This window comes from Niallia laureatilytica, assembly GCF_046613985.1.
Taxonomy (GTDB): Bacteria; Bacillota; Bacilli; order Bacillales; family Cytobacillaceae; genus Niallia.
Genome location: NZ_JBKKHP010000006.1, coordinates 255,105 through 279,757 on the forward strand (window position 1 = coordinate 255,105; position 24,653 = coordinate 279,757).

Sequence of the window (24,653 nt, forward strand, 5' to 3'; positions counted from 1 at the left end):
GTTTTGTAGACATTTATTCAATGAGGACATAAGTCAATTTTTTACATATTAAACGTTTGTACATAACCAGTGGAATAAGGTGACATATATTAGTATGAACAAGATCAGAAGGGAGCATTTTAATGGGTATATTGGGTTTTTCTGTTAGGGGAGAAGCACGTAAAATATCAAAGCATTTGTTGAAATCACTGCATGGAGTAATCAATAATTGGGATTCGGAGGACAAGCATAATTATCATTATCCTTCTAATAACAATTATCAAAACTATTCCACTTACTCAAATGATCCTTCCTATCCACATCACCATTCACAAAACAATTATAACCACCACTCAGATTGTGATTGTGGCTGCGACAATCATCATTCAGATTGTGAATGCGATAAGCATCATTACTCTGATTGCAACTGTGGCCACCATCATCACTCTAATTGTAACTGCGGTAAACATCATGACAGAAGGGGACAAGGGAATTTTCTGCTTAAACCGCTTCATAACAACTGTAATAACGGACATTTTGTCGGCAAGGATTGTGATGTTCCGTTAAAAGTATCACCATTCTTTTTCGGAATCAATAATCCACGGCTGAACTTCAACGGGTTGAATGGAAACCTTGCTTTCCAGCTCTTCCGTTTTAAAGGCTGCAAAGTAAAAATATTTTTAGAATGTCCTGATATGTCAGATGAAGTGGAAGGCGTTATCTGTAATGTGGGTACTAACTTTGTCGATATTCTTATGTTTGACGAGAAGGTTGTTACTGTACTGATTGAGCATATTTGCAAGATTGAATGGCTGGACAAGCATTGCAATCCGTGTCCGGTTTGTTACTTCCCGTGTGAGGATGATCATTTTTGTCCGCAATGTGGCGCAAAGCATGATGAAGAGGAAGAAGAAGAAGTTTAATTGCAATGCAGATCGTCTTTTCCGTGTTAATGCGGAAAAGACTCTTTTTTTATTTAACATACTTAAGCAGATATAGAACGCGGTTTTTGATTATCATTTAGGCAGGAGCTGAATAGGATACACATAAAGCAAACTTTTAGGGGGGCATATGAGAAAGGTTGTTATTCTATTCATTATCCTGATTTGTCCGTTTCTTTTCCCTTTTCAAGCAGCAGCTCATGCTGTCTTAACAAATGCAAATCCTTCGGCAGACTCCAGGCTTGACGAGAGTCCAGAGGAAATAGTTCTTCTCTTCAATGAAGCGATTAAAGCAGGACTTTCTGCTGTTAAAGTAATGAATCAAGACAAAGAATTAATTAAAGAGGCTGAGACGACTTTAAGCAATGATAATAAACAGCTTAAAACACGCCTTCCTGCACTTTCTGAAGGAGCTTATTTAGTCTCATATACCGTTATTTCAGCAGATGGGCATCCAATAAGTGGTTCCTATGTATTTTTGGTCGGCAATGCAGCACTGCCGGCTAATTTAGAAATAAGCGGAGATAATCCATACGAAATCCCTGTATTTGTGACAAGAGCTGCCTATTATTTTGGCTTGCTTAGTGTCACTGGCTGGATATTATGGGGAGTACTTCAAGAAAGCAAACACAATGATATACAAAGACGTAAATTTCGGTTTGTTTCTCTTATCTTGCAGCAATATCATCTGTTATGTTTAATTATATTAATTGCAGTTCAGTGGCTTATGAATACGACTGTCTCCGGCATTCCTTTAAACACCGGTTTCGGTCTTTCCTGGATATTTTCCTTGTTGTTATCACTGTTGGGATTTTTCCTGCTTTTTAAAGCAAAATGGCTCGATTGTATTTGGATAATACTGATGCTCGCAGCGAAAGGCTTCAACGGTCATTCTGCTTCTTATGGACCGATGTGGATATCTGTACCGATCGACTTTCTCCATTTATTTGGTGCAGCAGTCTGGACTGGCGGGTTATTGTATATAGTGATTTTTTGGAAAAAACACCGTCTTCATATTAAGGATTTTATACCGCTGTTTTCAAAAGGAGCATTTATAAGCATGTTAATCCTCTTTATGTCGGGGATTGCGTTGACTGTTCTCTATTTGCCTAGTTTGGATTATTTATGGGTAACGCCTTGGGGGATTTTCCTGCTGACTAAAGTGTTTTTAGTGTTCCTTGTTATCTTGACAGCAGGTATTATCCGCTATTATTTAAAAAAGAAATCATTCACTAAAAACTGGCAATGGTTAAAAGTAGACTTTGGTTTTATGGTATTGATCCTGCTTGTTGTTGGAGGATTAAGTTATTTAAGCCCTGTTCCGGCAAATACGCCTTTGAAATGGGAAGAAAAAAGCAGCCAAACAGATATGACTTTAACAATCACTCCAAATGCTCCAGGTAAAAATAGCTTTCAAGTTGAATTTACCGAGCATACAATCAAAAGGGCAGAGCTGTGGCTACAATATGAAAACAGTGAAGAAATCGCTCCAATCCAAGTCCCGTTAAAGCCTGCAGAGACAGACGGATTGTATGTGGCAGAAGGTTATTATCTTCCTTTTGACGGAAAGTGGGTCGCACATCTTAAAATCGTAGACCAGAATGGAGCAGAGAAGAACTTCACTAAAGGTTTTCGAATATTTAAAACAGAAAGCAAGGAGTAGCTTACTCTACTGTAATATATATTTCCTTATGTTCATGAATGCTGCCTTTTTCCACATGTACTTTGACTGTATATTCACCTGATTCTTCAAACAGAAGTTTTGCGTTATAGTGTCCGTCTTTGTTTTCTTCTGCATCAAAATACGGATGAGTTGTGTCTCCCTCTTTCCATGTTTCAAAGCCAACTTTAGCATCGGTCAGAGGGTTATTCCCATCCATAACTGCCACTTCTAAATCTAATTCCTTGTTAACTTGGTCGCTTACCGGTGTCTTGATTTCAATACTCACTTCATTTGAATGCTCATGTGTTTCATTTTCTGATGTTTGTTCATGCTCGGTTGTCGTTGTGCACCCAAATAAAAAGATGGTGCTCACGCAGGCAACAGTCATTAGTCGTAACCTATTTTTGTTCATTTTCCTAACTCCTCTATAATGATCTTAATGAAAAGCACAGCAGTCCAAAACTTAAGAATACTAGCAGGGTCGCAACGACAATGAGAGTAAAGTTTGCTGCTGCGCCAAGCATTGGTCCCATTACTCCTGCCATGATGCCGCTTGAAACTCCTGTCAAAAGTGTCTGGTAGTCAACAAGGGAGCCGAAGATTGCTCCGACAGTGACAGCGATAATCAGCGTTAACACGGTCACTTCAGAAAAATACAGCGGGAATTGACTGCCAAGGATAATGCCGCATGATATTCCCATGACTCCGCTTGAAGTCATCGCAATATTCATGCCAAAATGGTAGCTTATTAAGTTTCTTGCCTTATGCAAATAAAAGTAAGAAACCGCAGCTGTAATAAAATAGCTGACAAAAAGAACCCATGTAAAAGATAACACCACTGATCACCCCTTGTTCCTATATGTATGAGATAAAATACTTTGTTGCGCCACTTCCTAGTTAGTCCTTAAAAAAATGTGCGATTATCCCTTACTCGTTTCCGTCCTTTTTTTAGTCTCCCTTCATACTGTATAAAAAAAGCTAAAGAGAGGGATCGCTGTGGAGAAAAGAGAGATGGGGCCGGATGAGGAGAAGAAATATTATGAGGGACTCACTAATAAAACGAAATTCCTGAAAAATGATTATTATACGTTAAAAAGGGGAGATGGCTATACCTCTCCGCCAAGCACTATGCCTGCACATGAACTGAATCTGCTGCGGGATTACATGGAAGGAATTAATTTGAAGCAGATTGGTCAAAGTCTTCCCGAATATAAAAAGCCGATTATGCTGTCCAGATTTCTTAAAGGAAGGCGCAATCAGCAGACGAAGGTTCATGCTATTGTCAGTGAAGAAGCAGTAGAGCTGCTTGGCAGAGTCAGTGTTGTCGGCAGAGACTTTGTGGCATTAACAACTGTAACAGAGCGCTATTGGATTCCTTATGCGGCAATTGAATCGGCAAGTGTTCCTTATGGGATTTCTGATATGCCGAATAACCACCAGCAAGTCATATATGATGATACATTGAGGCGGAAGCTGTTGTCTGATTTTTCCTCAACCGTCCTAAAAAATGACGTATTAAAGCGCCAGTTTTACGAAGAATCCCTTGAAGTGCATCTTCAGGCATGGAAGAACACAAAGGTAACAGTTTTTACAGGTGGAGATAAGCGAAAGGGAAAGCTAGTAAAGCTTGAAGCTGGGAAGCTGACATTAAAGCACGGCAAAGAGCTGTCTACTATAAATATGAAAGAGATAAATTTATTGAAAAGAAGTACTCCGTTTCAAATGTTTCCAACCTTTGTTCAGTGGGTCAAGGAAACCTGCCATAATATTTGGCCGAAACGGAGAAAGATAGGAGAAAGAAGAGTCTGATGCCGTAGGCATCAGACTCTTCTTTTTTGCTATGAATCTATGGAAATAAAACAGACTTCGTCAAAATTAATAGTACGGACTCCATCTTCTTCTGCACACGGATCAATAGGATTCTCTTGCTCTGGTTCTTCCTCTTCCTCTTCAGCTTGTTCTGGTTCCTCTATCCATTCAATCCTGAATTGATTTTCATCGACTTCACAAAGAATGCCTGAGATATTCTCTCCATCTGTTTTTACACGTATCTTACAGCCGATAACAGGCAGCAGGAACAAATAAAGAGGAATCCCGAAAAATATATTGATGAGCTCAGGGCTGCGCCCGACAATTTCACCAAAATGCAAGGTGACTTCACGGCGCAGGCACATATCAATGTTTAGAAGCTCCTGCTGATGTTCAAACGTTTCTGCATCGTTATTTTCATGCTTCAAAAGGCAAATTCGGTTAAATAGAATCAGTTTTTTGTCTCCGAGTGTATTAAGCTTGATGAAATTAGAACCTGCATCCTCTAATATCCCTAGTATTTCCATTTCTTCATCATCACAAGTGACGATTACTTTCACAAGAGAAAAGCGAAGTGCCCGGAAATGCTGCTGCAGCTGTCTTTGCCGCTGCTGTTGTTCAGGGTCTTGTGGATCACGGGGATTGCCGATGGTGCGAAGGGTATCATTAATTTCCTCAATACAAGCCTGTAAGGCGTTTAACTCCCGAAGCGGCAGCGAACTGCTCGGCGAGTTGTAACGCGGTGTCGGAATGGCTGGTGGACAAATATTTGGAGAACCAAAGCGATTGTTTGGAACACTTTCTGGTATTCGTTCAGGGCAGCAAAAGCCGCCTTCGGGACAAATACCCTGATTATGGTGACAAGGACAATCACAATATTTTTCTGACATCTTTATTTAAACACCTCTTTTCTTAATCGTATCTAAATGGAGAGAAATTCGGATTCAGCGGAGCCAAATAAGGACTAGGCATATCTAACACACGCATGATTCCCCACACACCGAGTTCAATATCCCAGCGAATAAGACCAGATCGGTAAAGATAGTCTCCTGGCAAGTTCAAATAGCCGCCAGCTCCGTATTTTAAAGCAAAATCATCTGCATGACCGACAGATATCTGTCCTTCAATGGAAGTGATTCGTGAGTTTACATCATCATCATCATCGAGCCATTTGTGGCCATGGAAGGTAATGGAGTGGGCCCGGGCTCTATCAGCAGGGAAGGTAAACCTTATAACAACCGGGTCACCGGCATACGCTAAAAATAGCGGTGTTGCTGGATCTCCATGGACAAGGGAGCTGAACACTTTTGATATATCCGGATTCTGTGCTAAGCGGTGTTTAAATCTTTCCGCCCTGTAATTAAAGGCCCGCGATCCTTGATCTTCAAAATCCTCTAATTCAATGTCTTCAATATCGAGTAACAATGGTTCAGGGTCGATAATAAGATTGCCATCTTTATCAACAAGACGAATACCGTCATGCATTACTACAGCAAATTCCCTATATTCACCAAAAGGATTGGAGATGATAATCTGATCACCGGTATTTACTATTTCTCTTGTACATGGATCAAGATAACTGGAACCTCTGAATTCTGTGATCAGCATTCCGAAGGCCCCATGGTGGCGGTGATTGCGGATATCGGCCATATCCCAGAGATTTGCTGATCCAAACGGCTGATCTAAATACCAGCGATAGGTAATACACTCACCTGGTCCAATTGTTTGGTCATAGTTATAGCCAACTGTTGCACCGTCCGAGAATCGGACGTCATATTCAGCTAACTGTGCATGCATCGAAATGCGTCGAGACGGAGGGAAGGGAGCCTCGACTGGCACACTTGGATAGCCATGCAGTAGATCATCCTCATTATGAAACGGACCAAATATTTGATTGTAGAGCGTCACTTCCACACATTCTCCAACATTACCACGTAATATGAGCGGTTCAGGATTTTTTTCGCCGCTTACTATCTTTGGAACATCCTCAGCAAGTGCGAATATAAGACCATTCGGATCATGATCGCCAAAGCTGTTGTAAACGATTGGCATCTGGAGTGCAACCACCTCATATTTGCGGACTGGTGCGCCAGGAGGTGCTGGGTTTCCAGGATGCGGTGCCATAGGCGGTCTGCAGCCGGTCGGAACAGGCAAGGCTTCTGTTCGTGGCGGCGGTGCAGGCTGGTCAGGCAATGGCAGCAAATGCGATACCTTCTCCTTAAATGTACGCATTAATCCCCAGTTTCCTAGCCAAACATCATCGATTGTTCCGAAATGATAGAGCATATCAAAGTCGCCTTCACCATCTATGAAAAATTCAAAGGTAAAGGACTCGGATATACCGATATGCTGCTGCTGCACTAACTCTGAATCCAAGTCACCTCTTTCACGATGCCAGCGCTGGCGATGTAAATTGAAGCTGTGTGACTCCTCATGAGCACCTTGAATAAGCCTGATGCGGACTGGGTCGCCGTTGTACGTCTCTAAAAGCGGCGTGACTGGATCACCATGAACCCATGAACTGAAGGTATAGGCAGGATCACAGTCAGGTTCCTTTATCCGGTATTGCAGCGGCTCGTTTCGGTAGTTAATGCCCATTACGCCAGGGTCATCTGGTGAACCAGGAAAAGGAGGCGGGTTTAAAGGCTGATTATTTGCATCAAACAGTAATGAAAAATCATGAACGAACAAATGAAACTCTCGGAAGTCAGGACTTAGCGGGTTCACAATCATTGCTTGCGTTCCTGATTCTATTTCTTCTCCAGTGTGTGGATCAAGGAAGCGGGAGAATCTAGATTCTATATTAATTGCGGCAAATACACCATGCTGCTGATGTTCATTGGCAAATAAGTGGTCATGCCAAAAGGTTGCTTTTAATTCAACATCTGCAAACCATTGATAGGTGATTGTTTCTCCAGGCAAGATGCCTGAGTTATAATTCCAGCCAACGTTAGCACCATCTGAACAAAGCGGATCAAACTTTACGAAGTGGACATGCATGCCAGCTTCATACGTACGATTGACAAGCTGGAAGGCATTACCGCCTAATACTTCAGGAAGTTTATTTGTAAAGTGAAGCCTTAGACACTCTCCTGCATTTGCACGGATAACGAGCGGTTCCGGTGACTTTCTGCCTGCTAGAACATCTTCTTCATCTTTCGCCAAGACGTAAAGGCGTCCCTCTGGATCGTGCCAGCCTTGTTTGTTGTATACTATCGGCATTTGAATCAAAGAAATATCATACTCTCTTACCGGCGCTCCCGGGGGACATGGATTTGTAAATGCTGCTCCAGGGACTGGACGACTGTCAAAGGCATTCATCTCAAGAACGGTTGATTCTCTGTCTCCGACGAGCGGCGGTCTTGGTGCTTTACAGCCGGCAATTCCAGGAATGAAGTTCGGGTATCCTGGTTTTTCAGCTGTAGGCTCTGGTGGCAATGGCTGGGTTGGAAGCGGTTGAAGAGCAGCAATCGGCACACCATTTGGATAACATTGGCTTCCATCTTGCAATGTATCAAAAGTCCGTTGGATACCCCACATACCTTCACCAAAATGCGGGTAGAGATGACAGTGAATAATTGCATCACCCTTTGCTCTCTGCAGGCTGCCTGCACCGTACAATGGCGAAACTGTATAATTGTTCTGTGGGGAGATTGCTTGTACATCGACAACTTCTGAATCTTGGTCGGTTGGCTCTTGCAGCCACTGATGAACATGATAGTGAAAAGTGTGTGTCTCTTTTACACCACCATGGATAAGGCGAATTTTTATTGGATCTCCAACATATGCACGGAGAATCGGAGTCGAAGGATCACCGAATACCCATGAATCATGATGAACCTCTTCGCTTTCACACTCTGGTGCTACGACACCTTCTTGGATCAATCTTAACCTGTTTCGCATTGGCTCCGATCGGTAATTGATCGGAAATGTTGACTCAGGCTGCAAGGTGTGCGGGCTGATTGGATTCTGTCCTGTTAAATCACGAACTTCCGGTTCGTCTGCGAAAAACCAGGCAAATTCCCTGTAAGAAGGGAGCATAGCATTGTGAATATCAGCAAAAGCACCGCTGTTAATAGACAAACCAGTAACGGGATCTGTCCAATAGGAACCTCTTGGCTGTACTAAAAGAGCTCCGTACAGGCCGTGGACATTACTCCCTAATTCACTTGATAAGGTGTTGCCCATGTCAGAGAAGAAACATATACCTTGTTCATTTACATGCCAGCGGTAAATAATTTGTCCACAAGGAGGCACCGTAGTATCGGGATTTACCCCAACAAAGGCGCCATCTGAAGTGAAGACACTATATTCTGCTTTTTGAATATGAAGAGATGTGCTAAAAGGAAGCTGGTTTTCGAATAAAATCTCAATATCATCACCGCGGTTTGCGCGGAGAACGAGTGGTTCAACTAGGTCAACAGGCATGAACGGGTTTGCTGCAACTTGCGCTTTCACTTTCTCTTCATTTTCTTTTAATACATACATCATGCCATCAGGATCGTAATCTCCGAATTTATTAAAGACGATTCTGATGGGGATTGCTACTATATGAAATTTTCGCAGCATAATTATCCCTCCTTTATTGCGAACCAACATTCAGCTTAGGTATTTTGTATTTACCATCTTCAATGAAGAAAACATCAATTTCGTCTAAATGGAGGCTGAAAATTTCTCCATCTAATTCAGAAATATTCGTAACTTCTACTTTAATTCTGACGAAATCAGACACAACTTCAAGAATTGTTCCAATAACCATAAACGGGTATGGTCCTAATAGGATAAATGTTCGTTTCCCTATACTTTGTCTGAACTTGTTTGTTACAACCGCTTGGCGGATAGCATTCACATCTGCTTCACCGTTAAGTCCTAATTCTTTCAACAGTTTGCTTTTATTTTTCGTAGACATAATATCACCTTTCTAAAGTAAGTTAGACTAATGGAAGACGTCGTTCTGGATCCCAAGGAGTAAACCAGGCAATTGCTTCTAACGGAATGCTTAAAGGTGTCGGGAACCGATAGTTCGGAGCATTACTCATTTTGATGATAGCGGGATTTAACGTAAGATAACCATTTGTCACTTCACTTACTGTTCCAGTGAAAATCGGTCTAAATGTTTGCCCAAGTATGTTCAATTGGTCTTCATCTGTCACAACTAAAATGTCTGTGCCTTCAAGACCTTTAAAAATCGAGTTTTCTGGAATTAATGGGTATTTATCTGCGTTCATACATAACCTTCCTTCTCATTATTTGTTTTAGTCGTATTGTATGTATGGTTGAATGACATGTTTGTGCTTTTATCTCTCTTGACAGCCAAATAAAAAAAACCGCAGCAATCTGCGGTTTCAAAAAAAATTTGAAAATTGGTGTTTCTATCCGTTATTTTTTACAGCGGCAGCAAATATTGTTTGGGAAGAAAGGGAAGTAGTTGTGGCAATTATGATGGTGATGACAAAAGTGGCAAGGGTTGCAGTGATTGATTCGGATAAAAGGCTGACAACGATTACAGCGATTGTGATAAAAAGCGTGATTGCAGCCATGATGGAAACCGTGATTACAGCAGCATCTGGAATTGGAATTACACATTCATTTATCCCACCTTTCAATTGTATTCTTTATATTATATTTTTTAAGAGACAAGCTGTGTTGGCGTATGAATTGAATCATAAATACAAATTAGCATAAATTGTAAAAAAAGGATGTGCCAATTTGGCACATCCTTAAATGGTTCCTTTTTATTTCCTATTATCGACTATCACTAATTCATCATGGTCCTTTCTTGACATATTTTCTGCGAAAACAAGATTAGTATGCAGTCTGTAAGAAAAGGAAGTAGCAGTTGGCTCAAGCTTGTCTGTAATGAGATAAGAAAATGGCAGTTCGATTTTTTCTTCACTGCCTATAACTCGGGACATCAAAATGGTCGTAACTTCTTCAACCGTTTCGGTTTTGCCATCCTCGAATTCCTTTACTAAGGTGCATTCTAATCGTTTAATTTTACAGCTTTTACGTCCCCCTTGAATATGGAATTGGCCTGTGACAACCTCTCCTGGAGCAGCTGATTGCTGTGATAGAGAAAGGTCAACAGTAGGGGCACCTGATTTTAGTAAATTAGTCAATAAAGTAAACAAACTATAATCCTCCAGTCCTATAATTTTATAGGATATTGTTTGATTTTTTGAAATGACATGAACAGTTGTAATGTCATAAGACGCGGTTTCGCTAGTCTTTAATGTTAATATAATAACAAAATATAAAATGATTGTCTTTGCGTTTCACTATCCAATTATACGTGTTCTTCTTAAATAATATAATAGAATTTTGCTGTCTTTTTTTAACTGATTGCTGGTCTTATTGTTTGATAATCTTTTCATCAACCCGCTTTTCAATCTTTTCCATTAAGCTTCTATCCTTTAGAAGTTCTTCTTTATTCTTTTTAATCAGTTCAAACATATTCATTTTAACTTGTTTTTTCATTGTTCTCATCCTTTTTTTATTTTATTTTTTGGACATATTAAACAAAAAAATCCTTTACCGCTGACGGTAAAGGATTTTTGAAAAATAAAAGACCTTTACACGTTCACATGTAAAGGTCTTGCTAACAGCTTGTCAGCTGCCAACAAAGCCGAGAGTGCATGCACTCTGTAATGACGACTTTGCTGTAAAAGCTACTCCCCTTTAGGGATATTCGAAATGTATATATCTATCATATAAGAGAGAAGTAAATTCGTCAAATATAATTCTTTAAATTTAGAAAATAACATTTTCTTTCCTATATATATAGGAAATTAAAGTTTCCTTTTAAAATCTTAAGGTTACCGGAAACTTAATTTATTAAAGAGACGGATTATAATTATGCATTCGAAATGGTGTGGTTATTTAAATGTACATGCTTAAGGATGAAGGGGGATGTGAATGTAGATAATTAATCTTCCAATCTACCTGTGAGTAAAAAGATTAATGGAAGATGGAAAATTCTTTTAACTTTTTTAACATTGTAAAAATGTATCGGCAAATACACCGGTAATTTTTATTTGTACATATATTGCGGTTAGTTACTTTGAAAGTTGCTAAAATTAATTCAAGATTAATGGAATGAAAGTGATCATGAAAAAAGCTTATTGGAAAGTGATACACTTGGCAGTTCCAAAAGTTAATTATTGTTTTCGGACAATTTGTAAGGGTGCTATAATCAAATATAATTTTTTTTATGGATAAAATGCGAACGGGAGAAATCCTTCAGCACATCTTTAAAAAGTAAAAAAAGTAGGAAGGTTTTATATAGTTGCTGTGTGGGAAGTAAGATAAATAGAATATATTTTCGTATAAAAAAAGTCTAATGAGGACTACTCTCATCAGACTTTTTGCATTTTTTTAGGTTCAAATAAACTCAAAAATCGATAAAAGTTGAGTAATATTGTTGACAAAAAAATTCAAAGAGACTCTATTGACTCTAGTACCAAAAAAGGGTTGAATAGTGTTTAGACACAACATATTGAGATATATTTATAAAAAACATCTGTATTTAGTAGCCCTTGTATGTTTTTAGGGTATAGGATAGAATATTGCTTTTGCCCCTATTCTATCAAAATTCTTAAGGAGGGAATAATTTTGTTTATCGTGTTTGACAGTAAAACCGGGAATGTGCGCCGCTTTGTGCAAAAACTAGAGCTTCCAGAGCACAATTTAATAGAACTAAAGGCTGGACTAAAAGTCTATGAACCTTTTATACTATTAACTTATACAACTGGAATGGGGCAGGTTCCTCAAACAACTTTAGACTTCCTTAAGGCAAATCACACCAATCTCTATGCAGTCGTATCGAGTGGTAATAAAAATTGGGGGCAAAACTTTGCTTTAAGTGCAAATAAGATATCAAATATGTACGGGGTACCGATTCTCCATAAGTTTGAGATGAGCGGCATGCCCGAGGATGTGGAGATAGTTAGGGAAAGGGTGCAAAATATTAGCTATGAGACACATAGAATTAAACAACGAAGTGACACAGCTTAACGAAAAAGGTTTCTTCCGTCTGGAAAAAGACAAAGAGGCAGTGGCTGAATTCCTTGTATCGGAAATCGAGCCGAAATTGATTCGTTTTGAATCTGTGGCACAAAAATTTACTTATATGGTGGAAAAAGATTTCTATTATCCGCAAGTGCTGGAACAATACAGCATATCTGACATTGAAGACATAACAAATGCCGTTTACAACTATGAATTTAAATTCCAGTCTTACATGGCTATTTCAAAATTCTATAAAGATTATGCCTTGAAGACAGATGACAAGAAGAACTACTTAGAAACATACGAAGACCGCATTATCATCGTCGCCCTGTTTTTAGGACAAGGAGATGCTGAAAAAGCGAAGAAAACAGCAATCGCGATGATTGAGCAGCGCTACCAGCCGGCAACGCCGACATTCCTGAATGCAGGCAGAAGCCGTCGCGGAGAAATGGTTTCCTGCTTCTTATTGGAAATGGACGATTCATTAAACTCCATCTTCCATAATATCAATACATCCGGACAGCTTTCGAAAATAGGCGGCGGAGTAGCCCTTAACCTTTCGAAGCTGCGTGCCCGCAATGAACAAATTAAAGGCATCGATAATGCAGCATCAGGTGTTGTTCCTGTTATGAAGCTGTTAGAAGATACATTCTCCTATGCTAACCAGCTTGGCCAGCGTAAAGGGGCAGGAGCTGCATACTTAAACATCTTCCATTGGGATGTTGTTGAATTTTTGGATACAAAAAAAATAAATGCCGACGAGAAGTCCCGTATTCAAACACTTTCCATCGGATTAATCGTAGAAAACAAGTTCTTCCAATTAGCAAAGGAAAACAAAGACTTTTATGTTTTCGCACCGTTCAGTGTGTTTAAGGAATACGGTGTACATTTAGATGATATGCGCATGGATGAAATGTATGACGAGTTAGTGGCAAATCCAAATGTGAAAAAACGTGTTGCAATGACGGCGCGTGAAATGATCACAAAGATTGCCCAAATTCAGCTGGAATCAGGCTATCCATACTTTATGAACAAATCCAATGCAAACAAAGCGCATGCGCTTAAAGACATTGGCCAGATTAAAATGAGTAATCTGTGTTAACTTTCTAGCACCTTCAGTCAGTAATGGCTGTCGAATAACTCTGTTAAACGGGGGAAGTCCTATTTGTGTGAGAGCAATAGCGATAACCTGCCGTGCTAAATCTTATCTTATTATGATAATGCTTTACTCCCTTTAAAAGTTTATGTTTAACATGATAGATGAAAAGGAGAAACGCAATGAATCAGAAAGTGCCTTATGGGTTTGTCTATGAGACCGTTAATAAACTTAATGGTATGAAATACATTGGTAAAATAAAATATCCACAAATTTCCTGCTTATAAGAGACTTTCTGAAAGAATAAGATAAGTAAATGCCTAACGACTATCGAAAGCATAGCTGAATGAAAGACTTCAGTGAAGAAGCGAGTAGAGTAGAGCCAAGTGGTAGGTTGCTTATGCGGAATGGCATAAGCTGTAAAATCCTTTAAATCGAAAAGCAGAGCACCCCATCAGGTCGAGCTGAGGGTGATGATATAGTCTCCTCTATAGGGTATGACCTATAGCAGTTAGAAAACGGACTGAGTGTAACGAGCTCTGTTGAAGATGAGGACAGAAATCTTCCAACTTCAGGAAACTTCTGAAATTACCGATTACGGCCAAGAAGATATTATCCGCCGTGATATTAACTGTAATCTAGGTTCCCTTAACATTCCTAATGTGATGCAGCCTGGTGATGTGTTCAGAGATTCTGTTCATGTTGGAATTGAAGCTTTAACAACCGTTTCAGACATTTCAGATGTGCAAAACGCACCGTCTGTTAAAAAAGCAAATGAAGAGCTGCATGCGATAGGGCTAGGTGCCATGAACCTGCACGGTTACCTGTCTAAGAACCGCATCAGCTATGAATCAGATGAAGCAAAAGACTTCACTGCAACATTCTTCATGATGATGAATTACTATTCAATCGAAAAGAGTATGCTGATTGCAAAAGAACGAAACGAAACATTCAAGGACTTTGATAAGTCTGAGTATGCGAAAGGCACTTACTTCGAAAAATACAAAGAAGTAAGCTATGCGCCAAAAACAGATAAAGTGAAGCAATTGTTTAATGGCATCTATATTCCTACTTGTGAAGACTGGGCAGAACTAGCTGCTTTAGTTAAAGAACACGGTATGTATAATGCTTATCGTTTAGCTGTTGCCCCAACACAATCCATTGGCTATATTCAAAACGCTACAGCATCTGTAATGCCTGTTGTTAACCAAATTGAGTCCCGCACATATGCGAACTCTACAACATATTATCCAATGCCTTATATGGATGAAACGAATTTCTGGTTCTACAAATCAGCATTCGATATGAATCAATTTAAGATTATGGACTTGATTGCTGCAGCACAAGAGCATGTCGATCAAGGTATTTCGACCATTCTTTATGTAAACTCAGACGTTTCTACAAAAGAATTGGCGCGCTATTATATCTATGCGAACGACATTGGCTTGAAATCACTTTACTACACACGCACACGCAACTTGGCGATTGACGAATGTATCGCATGTGCAGTTTAAGATAATACACGGGGAGCCTAAGTCTCCCCTTTATTTTTTGTAACACTGGGGGAAAGAAAATGACTAAGTATGCTGTTAACTGGAATCAGCATGAAGATGATTACACACAGATGTTTTATACACAAAATACGAGACAGTTTTGGCTGCCGGAAGAAATCAGTCTTTCATCTGATAAAAATACTTGGGGTGAATTGTCAGCTACAGAGCAAGACACATACATGAAAGTGCTTGGCGGTTTGACACTTCTTGATACAGAGCAGGGCGGCGAAGGTATGCCGTTGATCAGCATGCACGTAAGCGGCTTGCAGCGTAAAGGTGTGCTTTCCTTTATGGGAATGATGGAGCAAATCCATGCAAAATCCTACTCAACCATCTTTACAACGCTTGCTACAGAGGAAGAGATAGACCAAGTATTTGACTGGGTGCACAATCATCCTCAATTGCAAAAAAAGGGCAAGCTTATCTCTGAATATTACCAAAAGCTCTTTAAGCCAGAAGTAAGCAAGTATGACTTGTATATGGCGACAGTTGCTTCTGTCTACTTGGAATCATTCCTATTTTATTCTGGATTCTTTTATCCATTATTCTTGGCAGGGCAAGGAAAGCTGACAGCTTCTGGAGAAATAATAAACTTAATAATTCGTGACGAAAGTATACACGGAGTTTACGTTGGTCTAATAGCGCAAGAGCTGTACGGTCAGCTTACAATCGAAGAGCAGGAACGAGCTGCAAAAGAAAGACTTGATCTAATGGAAACTCTTTACCAAAATGAGTTAGGATATACGCAGGACTTATACGAAAAGATTGGTCTTGTAGATGAAGTAAATAAATTCATTCGCTACAATGCTAACAAAGCTTGTATGAACCTTGGATATGAAGCAGTATTTGAGTCAGAGGCAATCAACCCGATCGTGGAGAACGGGATGAAAACAGATACGAAAAACCATGACTTCTTCTCTGTTAAAGGAAATGGTTATGTAAAGGCTACTAAAGTGGAGCCGTTGTCAGATGATGATTTTGTGTTTGACTGGAAAACGAACGAATAACGATACAACCAGCTTCTAAATGGAAGCTGGTTTTTTTAATTGGGGGCAGGTCCAGTGGACTCTCGGACAAGCAAAGTGGTGGGCAAAAGTATTTCTTGATTAGCTGTATCTTTATTGCTGATTCTCCACATTAACTGTTCTACCGCTCTTTTGCCGAAAAGTTCAAGGTCGATATCCATTGTTGTGATTTTCGGTGTAGCAAGTTTCGATAATTGACCATTGTCAAAATTCGATACGGAAATCTGTTCAGGAATTTTGTAGCCTGCATGCACGAGATACGAGCTGACGAGAAAGCCTAAGCCATCATTAACACAAAACCAGGCAGTTGGCTGTTTAGGCAGCTGGTGCATCGCTTTTCTAACACCATCCTCATCTTCTTCTATGTCGGAAAGAAGCAATGCTTCATTATGCTTTATTCCATAATGGTTTAATGCCAAATGATATCCTTCCAATCTTTCATAATAGCTCGGCGAAATCGAAATATTGCCGATGAAACCAATTTCTCTGTGCCCTAATTGAACGAGATGCTCTACCGCCAGAAATGCTCCAAACCGATTATTTGTTAATACTGCATCTGCTTTAATGTGTGGGTGATGATGATCAACTAACACAGCAGGGATGCCTGTTGAAATAATTTTTTGAATATACTCTGTATTCAAGTGGGAAAGAATTAATACTCCGTCAACCGAACCATTGAGAATAAAGGCAGGTAATTCAAGGGATTGTATGGCTGCTTGGTTTATCGATTGAATCATTAAGCTGTTGTTTTGACTTGCTATCTCCTTTTCAATACTTAAGTAAATTTCACCGAAAAAGCTTTTAAGAGAAAAGGCATAATCAGATGCAATAAGCGCAATTTTAACATTTTTGCTGTCTGTGTTATATTGGTAGTTTTTACGCGCAGGCAAATATTCATAGCCTAACTCGCGGGCTGTTGCTTCCACTAAACTTCTCGTTTTTTCACTTACACCTGCTTTGCCTGTTAACGCTTGGGAAACAGAATTTTTCGAAATATTTAACTGGTCTGCGATATCTTGCATCGTAATTTTTTTTGTCATGAAATCATTCCTTCAACTAATTGAAAACAATATTATTCATAATACTAACATACATGACAAAATAATGTCATGCAACAAAGTCTTTATCTTTAATATTAGTGTGAATTAACTACAATTCATACTTGGTGTTTAGTCCGAAAATCGCGTTGAATAATATAAAAGACAATGTGATAATTTTAATTGTAACGTTACAATAATTTCGTATAAAAGAATTGTAATTCCCTTTTGTAATTGTAATGATAATCCACGTGTTGATGTACTGGTAAAGTAATTAATCTTAAACGGGGTGATAACATGAAGAAAAAATCTAAAAAAGTGATTTCTCTGCTTATGGCAGCAACCGCTGCTGTTTCGATTCTTTCAGGATGCAGCGGGGAAGGTAAAAAGAATGCAGATAAAAACGGGGAGACAACGATAGAGTTTTGGGCAGCACCGAATATTACTCAACAAGCTTATTGGAAGGAAATGGCCAAGGAATTTGAAAAGGACAATCCAAAGATTAAGATAAATGTTAGCGCTATCAAAGAAAGTCCTTCATCTGAAGCGAGCATTCAATCCGCAATAGCGGGTAAAAGCGCTCCGACGATGTCAGAAAATATTAACCGCGGATTTGCAGCACAGCTTGCTGAAAGTAAAGCGCTCGTGCCTCTTAATGAATTAGACGGCTGGGAAGACATTATCACAAATCGGAACATGAACGAAACAGTGGAGCCGTGGAAATTTTCCGATGGAAATCAGTATGTACTGCCAATCTACTCCAACCCAATGCTTTTTGGGTGGAGGCTGGATATTTTAAAAGATCTTGGCATTAATGAGGCTCCTAAAACATACAGCGAAATGCTTGATGCTGCCAAGAAGCTTAAACAAAAGTATCCTGAAAAATTCGTGTGGGCCAAGCCGGACTTAGCAGACCCTACAGCGTGGAAAAGATGGTTTGATTTCTTCATGCTATATAATGCCGCATCAGCAGGTAATAACTTCATTGAAGGAAACAAGCTAGTTGCAGATGATAATGCGGGAATAAAGGTGTTGGATTTCATGGATGATCTGCGAAAAGAAGATGCCTATTTGTTAAAAACAGTTACTGATCCCTTTGAAACAGGAGTCGGAATTTTCACTGACATTGGTCCGTGGACACTGACATATTGGGAGGAAAAGTTTCCGAAAATGGTATACGGAGAAACGTTTACACTTGCACCTCCGCCTGTTCCAGATGAAATGAGCACAGAAAATGTTAAAACATTTGCAGATACGAAAGGATTAGTTATTTATGCTTCAGCAACAGAGGAACAAAAACAAGCGGCTATGAAATTCATGAGTTGGGTATATTCCAATCCTGAGCATGATTTAAAGTGGCTTGAACAAACCAATCTGCCGCCTGCCCGGGACGACTTAGCTGAAAATGAAGCATTCACAGCCTTCTTCAGCGAAAACCCGGCACTGCAGCCGTATGCAGATGCTGTCCCAAATGGAATTCCATCTATCGATAATCCAAAATATAACGAGCTGCAAACCTTTATTGGCCAACATGCTGTGAATCCTGTTGTAAAAGGAAAAATAACGCCTAAAAACGGCTGGAATGACATGAAAAAGGCAATAGAGGGAGGGCTTTAATGTTGAGGAAAAGCAATGGGTTGGGCTGGCTGTTTGCCAGTCCATACCTCCTCTATGCCGTCCTGTTTTTTGCCATTCCATTAGTATGGTCGTTTTATTTATCTACAACAGATTGGAACTTAATTTCTCCAGAATATAATGGGAAGGGCATTGCCAACTACATAGAAGTGTTTCGGTCTCCCGGTGTCCAAGCGGCATTCCTTGTTACCTTTAAATTTATGGTTGTTTTCGTTCCGTTAGTTATTATTTCATCTATGATTGTTGCAGCAATTGTCCATGGTCTTCCGAAATTCAAAGGTATATTCCTGATTGGTTTTTTCCTGCCATATTTAGCATCTGGTGTGGTGTCATCCTTTATTGTCAAAGGATTGCTGTCATACAATAGTCCGCTTAACACTGTTTTAAGAGGAAAGTTTGGAATCGATATCGATTGGCTTGGTTCGCCTCTAGCAGCATTATGTGTCGTCGCAGTAATAATCGCTTGGAAGTTTACTGGGTATTATGCATTGATATTAACCTCTGGGTTTGAAAGCATCAATGCAGAAATATATGAAGCAGCAGAAATCGATGGTGCTTCTAGCTGGCAAAGGTTCTTTAAGATCACACTGCCATTATTATATCCGGCAATTTACACAGTCATGATTTTGTCTATCGGTGTTACCTTTGGAATTTTCACAGAGGTATATCAATTGACAGGAGGCGGGCCAGATTACGCAACCAATACATGGCAAATGGAAATCTTCACACAAGCATTTAAGAATTTACAGGCTGGTTATGCATCTGCGGTGGCAATCGTCGCTTCTGTGATTACGTTTTTATCCATCTTTATCATTAGAAAACTATTAGAACTGTGGGGAAAGCGCAATGGTTGGGTCTAAAAGGAAAGGATTGCTGCTTCGCTATATTGTCGCAAGTATTCTATTATGCATAATGGTTTTTCCTTATCTGTATATGGTAATGAGTTCATTTGCGGTCTGGGATCAAGTCGATAAGAGCTTGGTGCCGACACAGTTTACACTTCGCTCTTACGAATGGCTGTTCGGAGGAGGAGATGTAGCTGTACCAAGACCATGGATAAGAGCGTTCTTCAATAGTGTTATTGTTTCAGCAGGGTCTACTGTCCTCATGATGGTCACCGGAGCTGTTGTAGCCTATGCATTAGCAAAAATGAACTTTAAAGGCCGGGAAACTGTCCACAATATCATCTTGTTTCAAATGTTTTTTCCGGCGATTATTTTGTTAGTTCCGTCCTTTTTAATCATCCAAAATGCAGGGCTGTATGACACTTACTGGGCGATGATTATTCCAAAAGCAATGAGTTTATGGGCGGTGTTTATGTATACGAACTTTTTTCGTGCTATCCCAGACACTTTTATAGAAGCAGCGAAACTGGACGGCGCAGGTCATCTGCAAATTTTGAGGAGGGTTGTGCTGCCGATGTCAAAATCAATTACCACGGTCGTTTTTCTGTTCTTGTTTATGGAGAGATGGTCAGAGTTACTATGGGATATGCTTGTCATTAAGAGTGAGAATATGCTGACATTGAATGTGCTTTTATCGCAAATGTTCGGACCATATGGCGGTTATCCAGGACCGATGTATGCAGCCTCCGTTTTATTAACACTGCCAATTATCATTCTCTTCCTTTTCTTTACGAAAAAATTTCAGGAAGGAATGCAATTTACTTTAAAGTAAACAGTGCACTTAAAAGAAGGGAATTTGTCTATGGAAAAACCAGTAAAAGCATTAGAGAAAATCTTACGGGAGTTTCAACAGCAGCCTCAGCCCACCAATCCACAAAAACTTACTATAACTGGGCTGGAAGGAAAAGATGTATACAATATAACCGCACCTTTTGAAGAAGGCGGAAAGATGATGATTGCAGGGAGAGTTGAATTCCGGGAGAGTGAAAAATCGTCCGTCCATTTCTTTACAGAGGAAAATGGAAAATGGATACTTCTGCAGGATGCACCAGTGTTTGCTTTGCAAGATCCTTTTATGACAAAAATTGGTGGCGAGTTAATTTTTGGAGGGGTAGAAACCTTTCCCCATCCAAAGAATAAAGATTTATTAGGCTGGCGGACGATCCTAATGAAAGGAGACAAGATTGCTACTTTAAAAGAGTTTGTAGCTGGTCCAGATGGTATGAAAGATTTGCGAGTAGTTGAATTAAGTGATGGTTCAATCGGGATGTTTACCCGTCCACAAGGAAAAAAAGGAGGCAGAGGAAAGATTGGTTTTAAGCGTCTGCTAACCTTAGCTGATATAACCATTCAAGAGATAGAAAATACACCATTACTGGAGCAATTTACTGACGAAGAATGGGGAGGAGTTAATGAAGCTCAACTCCTGTCCAACGGAATGATCGGTGTGTTAGGTCATATTGCTAAATTTGACGAACGTGGACACCGCCACTATTATCCGATGGTATTCATGCTTAATCCGAAAACGGGTGCTTCGTCAGAAATGAAAATCATAGCTGAACGGGCGAACTTTCAGAAGGGACCGTCTAAAAGACCAGATTTAAAGGATGTCGTTTTTAGTGGCGGCATAATACGTAATAGTGATGGAACTGCCTATTTGTATGCAGGAACTAGTGATGCAGAAGCACAGAAAATTACGATTCCAGATCCATTTCTACCATATGAAACGAAGGAGCTGAACATATGAATATTTATCGCTACGAACAAAATCCATTGCTTACACCAGAAGATATAACACCGTTTCACGAAGGATTTGAAGTTATCGGGGCTTTTAATGCGGGAATTACGGAGTATAAGAAGGAAGTAATCATGCTTGTTCGAATTGCAGAAAGACCGTTTAGCAATAGAGATAATACAGTGAAATCACCTATATATAATCCAAACACGAAACAGCTCGATATTATGGAATTTCAACGGGACGACCCTAATTACGATTTTTCCGATCCTCGTGTGATCAGAAGAGCAAATCATAGTAAGTGGTCTTACTTAACCTCTCTTTCTTATTTGCGAATAGCCCGCAGTAAAGACGGCCGTCACTTTACAGTGGATGAACAGCCGTTTATTTATCCAGCCAATGAACTGGAGACCTTTGGCATTGAAGACCCTCGAATTACTAAAATAGAAGATACGTACTATATTTACTATAGTGCAACATCTCCTAAAGGTGTAGGCGTTGTCATGGTTTCAACAAAAGATTTTGTTCAAGTCGAAAATCATGGAATGATTTTGGCTCCAGAAAATAAAGATGTAGCGATCTTTCCAGAAAAAATAAATGGAAAGTATTATGCTTTGCATCGCCCTGTTCCAAATAGTAATGGCTCTCCAGATATTTGGATTGCAGAATCTGAAAATCTGCTGCAATGGGGGAATCACCGTCATTTAATTGGCACGAGAGCAGGAAAATGGGATTCTGGCAGAATCGGAGGAGGAGCAGTGCCGTTTCGAACAAAAAAAGGCTGGTTAGAATTGTATCATGGTGCATCACAGGATCACCGTTACTGTATGGGGGCAGTCTTATTAGATTTACAAAACCTGCACGATCGGAGAATCCTATAGTTGAACCGGAAGCACAGTATGAAAAAGAAGGATTTTTCGGTGGAGTTGTGTTTTCTTGCGGGGTGCTGACAGAAGAGGACATCATTAAATTGTATTATGGGGCAGCAGACACATCCATGGCTTGTGCTGAACTAAGTTTGGAGGAAGTCCTTGATTCCTTAACCTACTTGTAATACCAAAAGGTGATACAGGCTTGGCAGCTGTTAAAATACACTCTTTAAAAATGTTACAGCACTATCCTAAAAAATTAGATTATAGTATATAATAAACAAGAACATATATTCTTGTTTGTGAAGGATGATGCCCAATGAACGAAAGAAAGCTTGTATTATATATTGCTCAAAGCTTAGATGGATATATTGCTACAAAGGATGATTCACTAGACTGGTTATTCCAAGTAGAGGGAGAAGGGGATAACGGCTACTCCGAGTTCTATGAAACAGTTGATACTATTCTGATCGGTAATCGTACATATGAGTGGATTATGGATTATGAAAAAGGTGATTTTCCGTATAAAGGAAAGGATTGCTATGTCTTCTCTCGAACCCCTAAAGAGAATACAGAATATGTTCAATTTATACAAGAGGATATTTTGCTCTTTGTGAACAAATTAAAAAAAGAAGCAGGCAAAAATATTTGGATGGTTGGCGGAGGTAATCTGCTTCAGGCTTTTTTGGAAAACAATTTGGTTGATGAACTGATTGTGACAATTGCCCCAACTGTTATCGGAGACGGCATTCCGTTATTTAAAGCTGGTAATTATAAGCTGAACCTTCAGCTGAAAGGTACACGAAGCTTTGGACAATTTGTTGAACTACAATATGAAGTAAAGAAATGAATAGAAAAAAGTCTGCAGCAACTGATGCAGACTTTTTCGTTATTCTCTCGCTAATAATTGCTTATTGAGCTCAGTTGCAGCATAAAGTGCGTTTTTGTCTGTTAAAATATCGCCAGGTTTGTTGCCAGCACCAAGAATATAGCCGGCAAAATTAACAGCGACGAAATCGAAGATATATTGAAATTGCTGAATCATCGGCAGACCTTTAATGGTAGGTGAATCGCCGCCAACAGCGATGACGTATGCTTTTTTGGAAGCCATTTTTCCTTTAAAATCAGGGTAGTTAGCATCTCTTAGCATTTGGGACCAGCGATCAATAAAGTTCTTCATGATTCCTGTCATGCTGTACCAATAAATAGGTGTAGCGAATAGAATAGTATCATGTGGGAGGATACGGTTTATGACTGTATAGTAATCGTCCTTGCTATCCTGAAAGCCAATTTCTTCGTGTCGCATATCCATTATTGGTTCAATATGGAAATCTCCTAAATAAATTTTTTCGACCTTGACCCCTTTAATTACTAAGTCTGTCAGCAATTCTGTATTTCCATTCGGGCGGTTTCCCCCATATATAACGGCAACTGTCATAATAAATTCTCCCTTCTCTCCATTACTATCTCTATTTTATGATGACAGATATAGTAAGGAAAGCTGATTATTTTGATTGAATTAATCAATACTTTCGATAGAAATAGCTACTCTATTATTATTTTTCAGTTTGTAAAAATTTCTCTGTTCAAGTTAAGGGAACACTAAGGAAAAGATGATAAAATAGCAAGTAGCGGAGGGGAATGATGAAGAAGAATTTTATTCATTTAATAGAAACAGAGCTTTTAAAGAAAGTAGTGTTAAAAAGAGAAAAAGTGCATAATCCAGTCGTGGTAAAACGCATACCACTTGGATGGAAGTGTGTTGGAGTAGGCAATTATGCAGCTGTCTTTATGCATGATACAGAGCCAGATCTCGTCGTTAAAGTCAATGTAGTAGAACAAGAAAATCTAAAAAAGGAAGCAGATATATACAGAAAACTTGGCATTCATCCGAGCTACTCTCATCTAGTGTATGAAGGAGATAACTATTTAGTTTTAAAAAGACTAAAAGGAATCACGCTTTATAATGCCTTTGCTAAAGGAATTAGGATACCGGAAACTGTCATCGAAGATATTAATGAAGCCCTCGAATATGCGAGAAGATGTGGTCTGAATCCATATGATATCCACGGAAAAAACGTGATGATGAAGGATGGCAGAGGATATGTTGTCGACGTCTCGGATTTTTATAAAGAAGGCAAAGATGAAAAATGGGAAGATTTAGTGAAGGCATATTATAAACTATATAAAAAAACTATTTATAAGTACCCAGTAAAAATTCCTTTTAAAGCACTGGATGTTGTCAGGCATACTTATCGGTTTTACAAAAAAATCAGACGCAGGCTCCATTGGCAAAGCCAATAAAAGCCGTTCATTTTATTTTATATCTCTTAAAGGCTGGCCAATTTGGTAGTGACCCCTTAAAGTTAGAGTTTTTATTACACAGCTAATTGGCTGGC

General features: G+C 39.4%; 22 protein-coding genes and 3 pseudogenes. 15 read left to right on the forward strand and 10 right to left on the reverse strand.

What is annotated here, in order from left to right; translation table 11 throughout:
* Nucleotides 1-122 precede the first annotated feature (122 nt).
* Nucleotides 123-902, forward strand: a complete 780-nt coding sequence (locus ACLIJJ_RS16670) for a hypothetical protein (protein WP_411411322.1) — start codon at nt 123-125, stop codon at nt 900-902.
* 148 nt (nt 903-1,050) lie between these two features.
* Complete coding sequence (locus ACLIJJ_RS16675; RefSeq protein WP_411411323.1) at nt 1,051-2,583, forward strand: copper resistance CopC/CopD family protein; 1,533 nt, start codon at nt 1,051-1,053, stop codon at nt 2,581-2,583.
* Nucleotide 2,584: 1 nt separating this feature from the next.
* Here the strand turns inward: ACLIJJ_RS16675 and ACLIJJ_RS16680 are convergent, their stop codons facing one another.
* Together ACLIJJ_RS16680 and ACLIJJ_RS16685 are read right to left on the reverse strand one after the other, a co-directional pair.
* Nucleotides 2,585-2,995, reverse strand: a complete 411-nt coding sequence (locus tag ACLIJJ_RS16680) for a FixH family protein (protein ID WP_233315349.1) — start codon at nt 2,993-2,995, stop codon at nt 2,585-2,587.
* 13 nt (nt 2,996-3,008) lie between these two features.
* Nucleotides 3,009-3,419 (reverse strand): hypothetical protein, encoded by a 411-nt coding sequence (locus tag ACLIJJ_RS16685; protein ID WP_233315348.1) that lies wholly within the window; start codon nt 3,417-3,419, stop codon nt 3,009-3,011.
* Nucleotides 3,420-3,579: 160 nt separating this feature from the next.
* Here ACLIJJ_RS16685 and ACLIJJ_RS16690 point away from each other — a divergent pair, with 160 nt between their 5' ends.
* Complete coding sequence (locus ACLIJJ_RS16690; RefSeq protein ID WP_411411324.1) at nt 3,580-4,392, forward strand: hypothetical protein; 813 nt, start codon at nt 3,580-3,582, stop codon at nt 4,390-4,392.
* Between the two features lie 29 nt (nt 4,393-4,421).
* Here the strand turns inward: ACLIJJ_RS16690 and ACLIJJ_RS16695 are convergent, their stop codons facing one another.
* Genes ACLIJJ_RS16695 through ACLIJJ_RS16710 form a run of 4 tightly spaced genes read right to left on the reverse strand, consistent with a single transcriptional unit; the run spans nt 4,422 to nt 9,620 of the window.
* Entirely contained in the window at nt 4,422-5,282 is an 861-nt protein-coding gene (locus ACLIJJ_RS16695; RefSeq protein ID WP_411411325.1) for a hypothetical protein, read from the reverse strand.
* Between the two features lie 22 nt (nt 5,283-5,304).
* Nucleotides 5,305-8,961, reverse strand: coding sequence for a multicopper oxidase domain-containing protein (locus ACLIJJ_RS16700; protein ID WP_411411326.1), 3,657 nt, complete (start codon nt 8,959-8,961; stop codon nt 5,305-5,307).
* Between the two features lie 13 nt (nt 8,962-8,974).
* On the reverse strand, nt 8,975-9,301 hold the full coding sequence (locus tag ACLIJJ_RS16705; protein WP_233315344.1) for a hypothetical protein: 327 nt from the start codon (nt 9,299-9,301) through the stop codon (nt 8,975-8,977).
* A gap of 22 nt (nt 9,302-9,323) precedes the next feature.
* Nucleotides 9,324-9,620: a hypothetical protein gene (locus ACLIJJ_RS16710; protein ID WP_233315343.1), complete on the reverse strand. Its 297-nt coding sequence runs from the start codon at nt 9,618-9,620 to the stop codon at nt 9,324-9,326.
* Nucleotides 9,621-9,831: 211 nt separating this feature from the next.
* Here ACLIJJ_RS16710 and ACLIJJ_RS16715 point away from each other — a divergent pair, with 211 nt between their 5' ends.
* Nucleotides 9,832-10,077 (forward strand): hypothetical protein, encoded by a 246-nt coding sequence (locus tag ACLIJJ_RS16715; protein ID WP_411411327.1) that lies wholly within the window; start codon nt 9,832-9,834, stop codon nt 10,075-10,077.
* 50 nt (nt 10,078-10,127) lie between these two features.
* Here ACLIJJ_RS16715 and ACLIJJ_RS16720 read toward each other — a convergent pair whose 3' ends face one another.
* Nucleotides 10,128-10,523 carry a sporulation protein gene (locus tag ACLIJJ_RS16720; RefSeq protein WP_233315341.1) on the reverse strand — a complete coding sequence of 132 codons (396 nt, stop codon included), beginning with the start codon at nt 10,521-10,523 and terminating at the stop codon, nt 10,128-10,130.
* Nucleotides 10,524-10,743: 220 nt separating this feature from the next.
* Entirely contained in the window at nt 10,744-10,869 is a 126-nt protein-coding gene (locus ACLIJJ_RS16725) for an FbpB family small basic protein (protein ID WP_233315340.1), read from the reverse strand.
* 1,134 nt (nt 10,870-12,003) lie between these two features.
* On the opposite strand from ACLIJJ_RS16725, the gene nrdI reads away from it, so the two are divergent.
* The 4 genes and pseudogenes from nrdI (at nt 12,004) to nrdF (ending at nt 16,055) form a co-directional block, all read left to right on the forward strand.
* Entirely contained in the window at nt 12,004-12,405 is a 402-nt protein-coding gene (nrdI, locus tag ACLIJJ_RS16730; protein ID WP_233315339.1) for a class Ib ribonucleoside-diphosphate reductase assembly flavoprotein NrdI, read from the forward strand.
* Nucleotides 12,365-13,498, forward strand: a pseudogene (locus tag ACLIJJ_RS16735) (ribonucleotide reductase N-terminal alpha domain-containing protein); the annotation flags it as partial. The gene nrdI and the pseudogene ACLIJJ_RS16735, both read left to right, overlap by 41 nt.
* Nucleotides 13,499-14,049: 551 nt before the next feature.
* Nucleotides 14,050-15,009 (forward strand): annotated as a pseudogene (locus ACLIJJ_RS16740) (ribonucleotide reductase large subunit); the annotation flags it as partial.
* A 59-nt stretch (nt 15,010-15,068) separates the two neighbouring features.
* Entirely contained in the window at nt 15,069-16,055 is a 987-nt protein-coding gene (gene nrdF / locus ACLIJJ_RS16745) for a class 1b ribonucleoside-diphosphate reductase subunit beta (RefSeq protein ID WP_233315338.1), read from the forward strand.
* 35 nt (nt 16,056-16,090) lie between these two features.
* Here the strand turns inward: nrdF and ACLIJJ_RS16750 are convergent, their stop codons facing one another.
* Nucleotides 16,091-17,113 (reverse strand): LacI family DNA-binding transcriptional regulator, encoded by a 1,023-nt coding sequence (locus ACLIJJ_RS16750; protein ID WP_411411328.1) that lies wholly within the window; start codon nt 17,111-17,113, stop codon nt 16,091-16,093.
* A 294-nt stretch (nt 17,114-17,407) separates the two neighbouring features.
* On the opposite strand from ACLIJJ_RS16750, the gene ACLIJJ_RS16755 reads away from it, so the two are divergent.
* The 6 genes and pseudogenes from ACLIJJ_RS16755 (at nt 17,408) to ACLIJJ_RS16780 (ending at nt 23,104) form a co-directional block, all read left to right on the forward strand.
* Nucleotides 17,408-18,727 carry an ABC transporter substrate-binding protein gene (locus ACLIJJ_RS16755; RefSeq protein WP_411411329.1) on the forward strand — a complete coding sequence of 440 codons (1,320 nt, stop codon included), beginning with the start codon at nt 17,408-17,410 and terminating at the stop codon, nt 18,725-18,727.
* Nucleotides 18,727-19,605, forward strand: a complete 879-nt coding sequence (locus tag ACLIJJ_RS16760) for a carbohydrate ABC transporter permease (RefSeq protein ID WP_233315335.1) — start codon at nt 18,727-18,729, stop codon at nt 19,603-19,605. Before ACLIJJ_RS16755 ends, ACLIJJ_RS16760 begins: the two co-directional genes overlap by 1 nt.
* Nucleotides 19,592-20,422: a carbohydrate ABC transporter permease gene (locus ACLIJJ_RS16765; RefSeq protein WP_233315334.1), complete on the forward strand. Its 831-nt coding sequence runs from the start codon at nt 19,592-19,594 to the stop codon at nt 20,420-20,422. Before ACLIJJ_RS16760 ends, ACLIJJ_RS16765 begins: the two co-directional genes overlap by 14 nt.
* 30 nt (nt 20,423-20,452) lie before the next feature.
* Complete coding sequence (locus ACLIJJ_RS16770) at nt 20,453-21,397, forward strand: DUF1861 family protein (protein WP_233315333.1); 945 nt, start codon at nt 20,453-20,455, stop codon at nt 21,395-21,397.
* Nucleotides 21,394-22,439 (forward strand): annotated as a pseudogene (locus ACLIJJ_RS16775) (BtaManbiosPhlase). The gene ACLIJJ_RS16770 and the pseudogene ACLIJJ_RS16775 overlap by 4 nt, the downstream one beginning before the upstream one ends.
* A gap of 134 nt (nt 22,440-22,573) precedes the next feature.
* A complete protein-coding gene (locus ACLIJJ_RS16780) occupies nt 22,574-23,104 on the forward strand; it encodes a dihydrofolate reductase family protein (RefSeq protein WP_233315331.1) in 531 nt (176 codons plus the stop codon).
* 39 nt (nt 23,105-23,143) lie between these two features.
* On the opposite strand, the gene ACLIJJ_RS16785 is transcribed toward ACLIJJ_RS16780, so the two are convergent.
* Nucleotides 23,144-23,692 carry a flavodoxin family protein gene (locus ACLIJJ_RS16785; protein ID WP_233315330.1) on the reverse strand — a complete coding sequence of 183 codons (549 nt, stop codon included), beginning with the start codon at nt 23,690-23,692 and terminating at the stop codon, nt 23,144-23,146.
* Nucleotides 23,693-23,895: 203 nt separating this feature from the next.
* On the opposite strand from ACLIJJ_RS16785, the gene ACLIJJ_RS16790 reads away from it, so the two are divergent.
* On the forward strand, nt 23,896-24,558 hold the full coding sequence (locus tag ACLIJJ_RS16790; RefSeq protein ID WP_233315329.1) for a serine/threonine protein kinase: 663 nt from the start codon (nt 23,896-23,898) through the stop codon (nt 24,556-24,558).
* The last annotated feature ends 95 nt before the right edge of the window (nt 24,559-24,653 follow it).

Bases quoted from the DNA above. Each gene is read 5' to 3' on its own strand.
- ACLIJJ_RS16765 (WP_233315334.1), top strand. From the start codon at position 19,592: ATGGTTGGGTCTAAAAGGAAAGGATTGCTGCTTCGCTATATTGTCGCA.
- ACLIJJ_RS16750 (WP_411411328.1), bottom strand. From the start codon at position 17,113: ATGACAAAAAAAATTACGATGCAAGATATCGCAGACCAGTTAAATATT.
- ACLIJJ_RS16680 (WP_233315349.1), bottom strand. From the start codon at position 2,995: ATGAACAAAAATAGGTTACGACTAATGACTGTTGCCTGCGTGAGCACC.
- ACLIJJ_RS16670 (WP_411411322.1), top strand. From the start codon at position 123: ATGGGTATATTGGGTTTTTCTGTTAGGGGAGAAGCACGTAAAATATCA.
- ACLIJJ_RS16755 (WP_411411329.1), top strand. From the start codon at position 17,408: ATGAAGAAAAAATCTAAAAAAGTGATTTCTCTGCTTATGGCAGCAACC.
- ACLIJJ_RS16780 (WP_233315331.1), top strand. From the start codon at position 22,574: ATGAACGAAAGAAAGCTTGTATTATATATTGCTCAAAGCTTAGATGGA.
- ACLIJJ_RS16710 (WP_233315343.1), bottom strand. From the start codon at position 9,620: ATGAACGCAGATAAATACCCATTAATTCCAGAAAACTCGATTTTTAAA.
- ACLIJJ_RS16760 (WP_233315335.1), top strand. From the start codon at position 18,727: ATGTTGAGGAAAAGCAATGGGTTGGGCTGGCTGTTTGCCAGTCCATAC.
- ACLIJJ_RS16785 (WP_233315330.1), bottom strand. From the start codon at position 23,692: ATGACAGTTGCCGTTATATATGGGGGAAACCGCCCGAATGGAAATACA.
- ACLIJJ_RS16770 (WP_233315333.1), top strand. From the start codon at position 20,453: ATGGAAAAACCAGTAAAAGCATTAGAGAAAATCTTACGGGAGTTTCAA.
- ACLIJJ_RS16675 (WP_411411323.1), top strand. From the start codon at position 1,051: ATGAGAAAGGTTGTTATTCTATTCATTATCCTGATTTGTCCGTTTCTT.
- ACLIJJ_RS16715 (WP_411411327.1), top strand. From the start codon at position 9,832: ATGATGGTGATGACAAAAGTGGCAAGGGTTGCAGTGATTGATTCGGAT.
- ACLIJJ_RS16725 (WP_233315340.1), bottom strand. From the start codon at position 10,869: ATGAAAAAACAAGTTAAAATGAATATGTTTGAACTGATTAAAAAGAAT.
- nrdF (WP_233315338.1), top strand. From the start codon at position 15,069: ATGACTAAGTATGCTGTTAACTGGAATCAGCATGAAGATGATTACACA.
- ACLIJJ_RS16700 (WP_411411326.1), bottom strand. From the start codon at position 8,961: ATGCTGCGAAAATTTCATATAGTAGCAATCCCCATCAGAATCGTCTTT.
- ACLIJJ_RS16695 (WP_411411325.1), bottom strand. From the start codon at position 5,282: ATGTCAGAAAAATATTGTGATTGTCCTTGTCACCATAATCAGGGTATT.
- ACLIJJ_RS16790 (WP_233315329.1), top strand. From the start codon at position 23,896: ATGATGAAGAAGAATTTTATTCATTTAATAGAAACAGAGCTTTTAAAG.
- ACLIJJ_RS16705 (WP_233315344.1), bottom strand. From the start codon at position 9,301: ATGTCTACGAAAAATAAAAGCAAACTGTTGAAAGAATTAGGACTTAAC.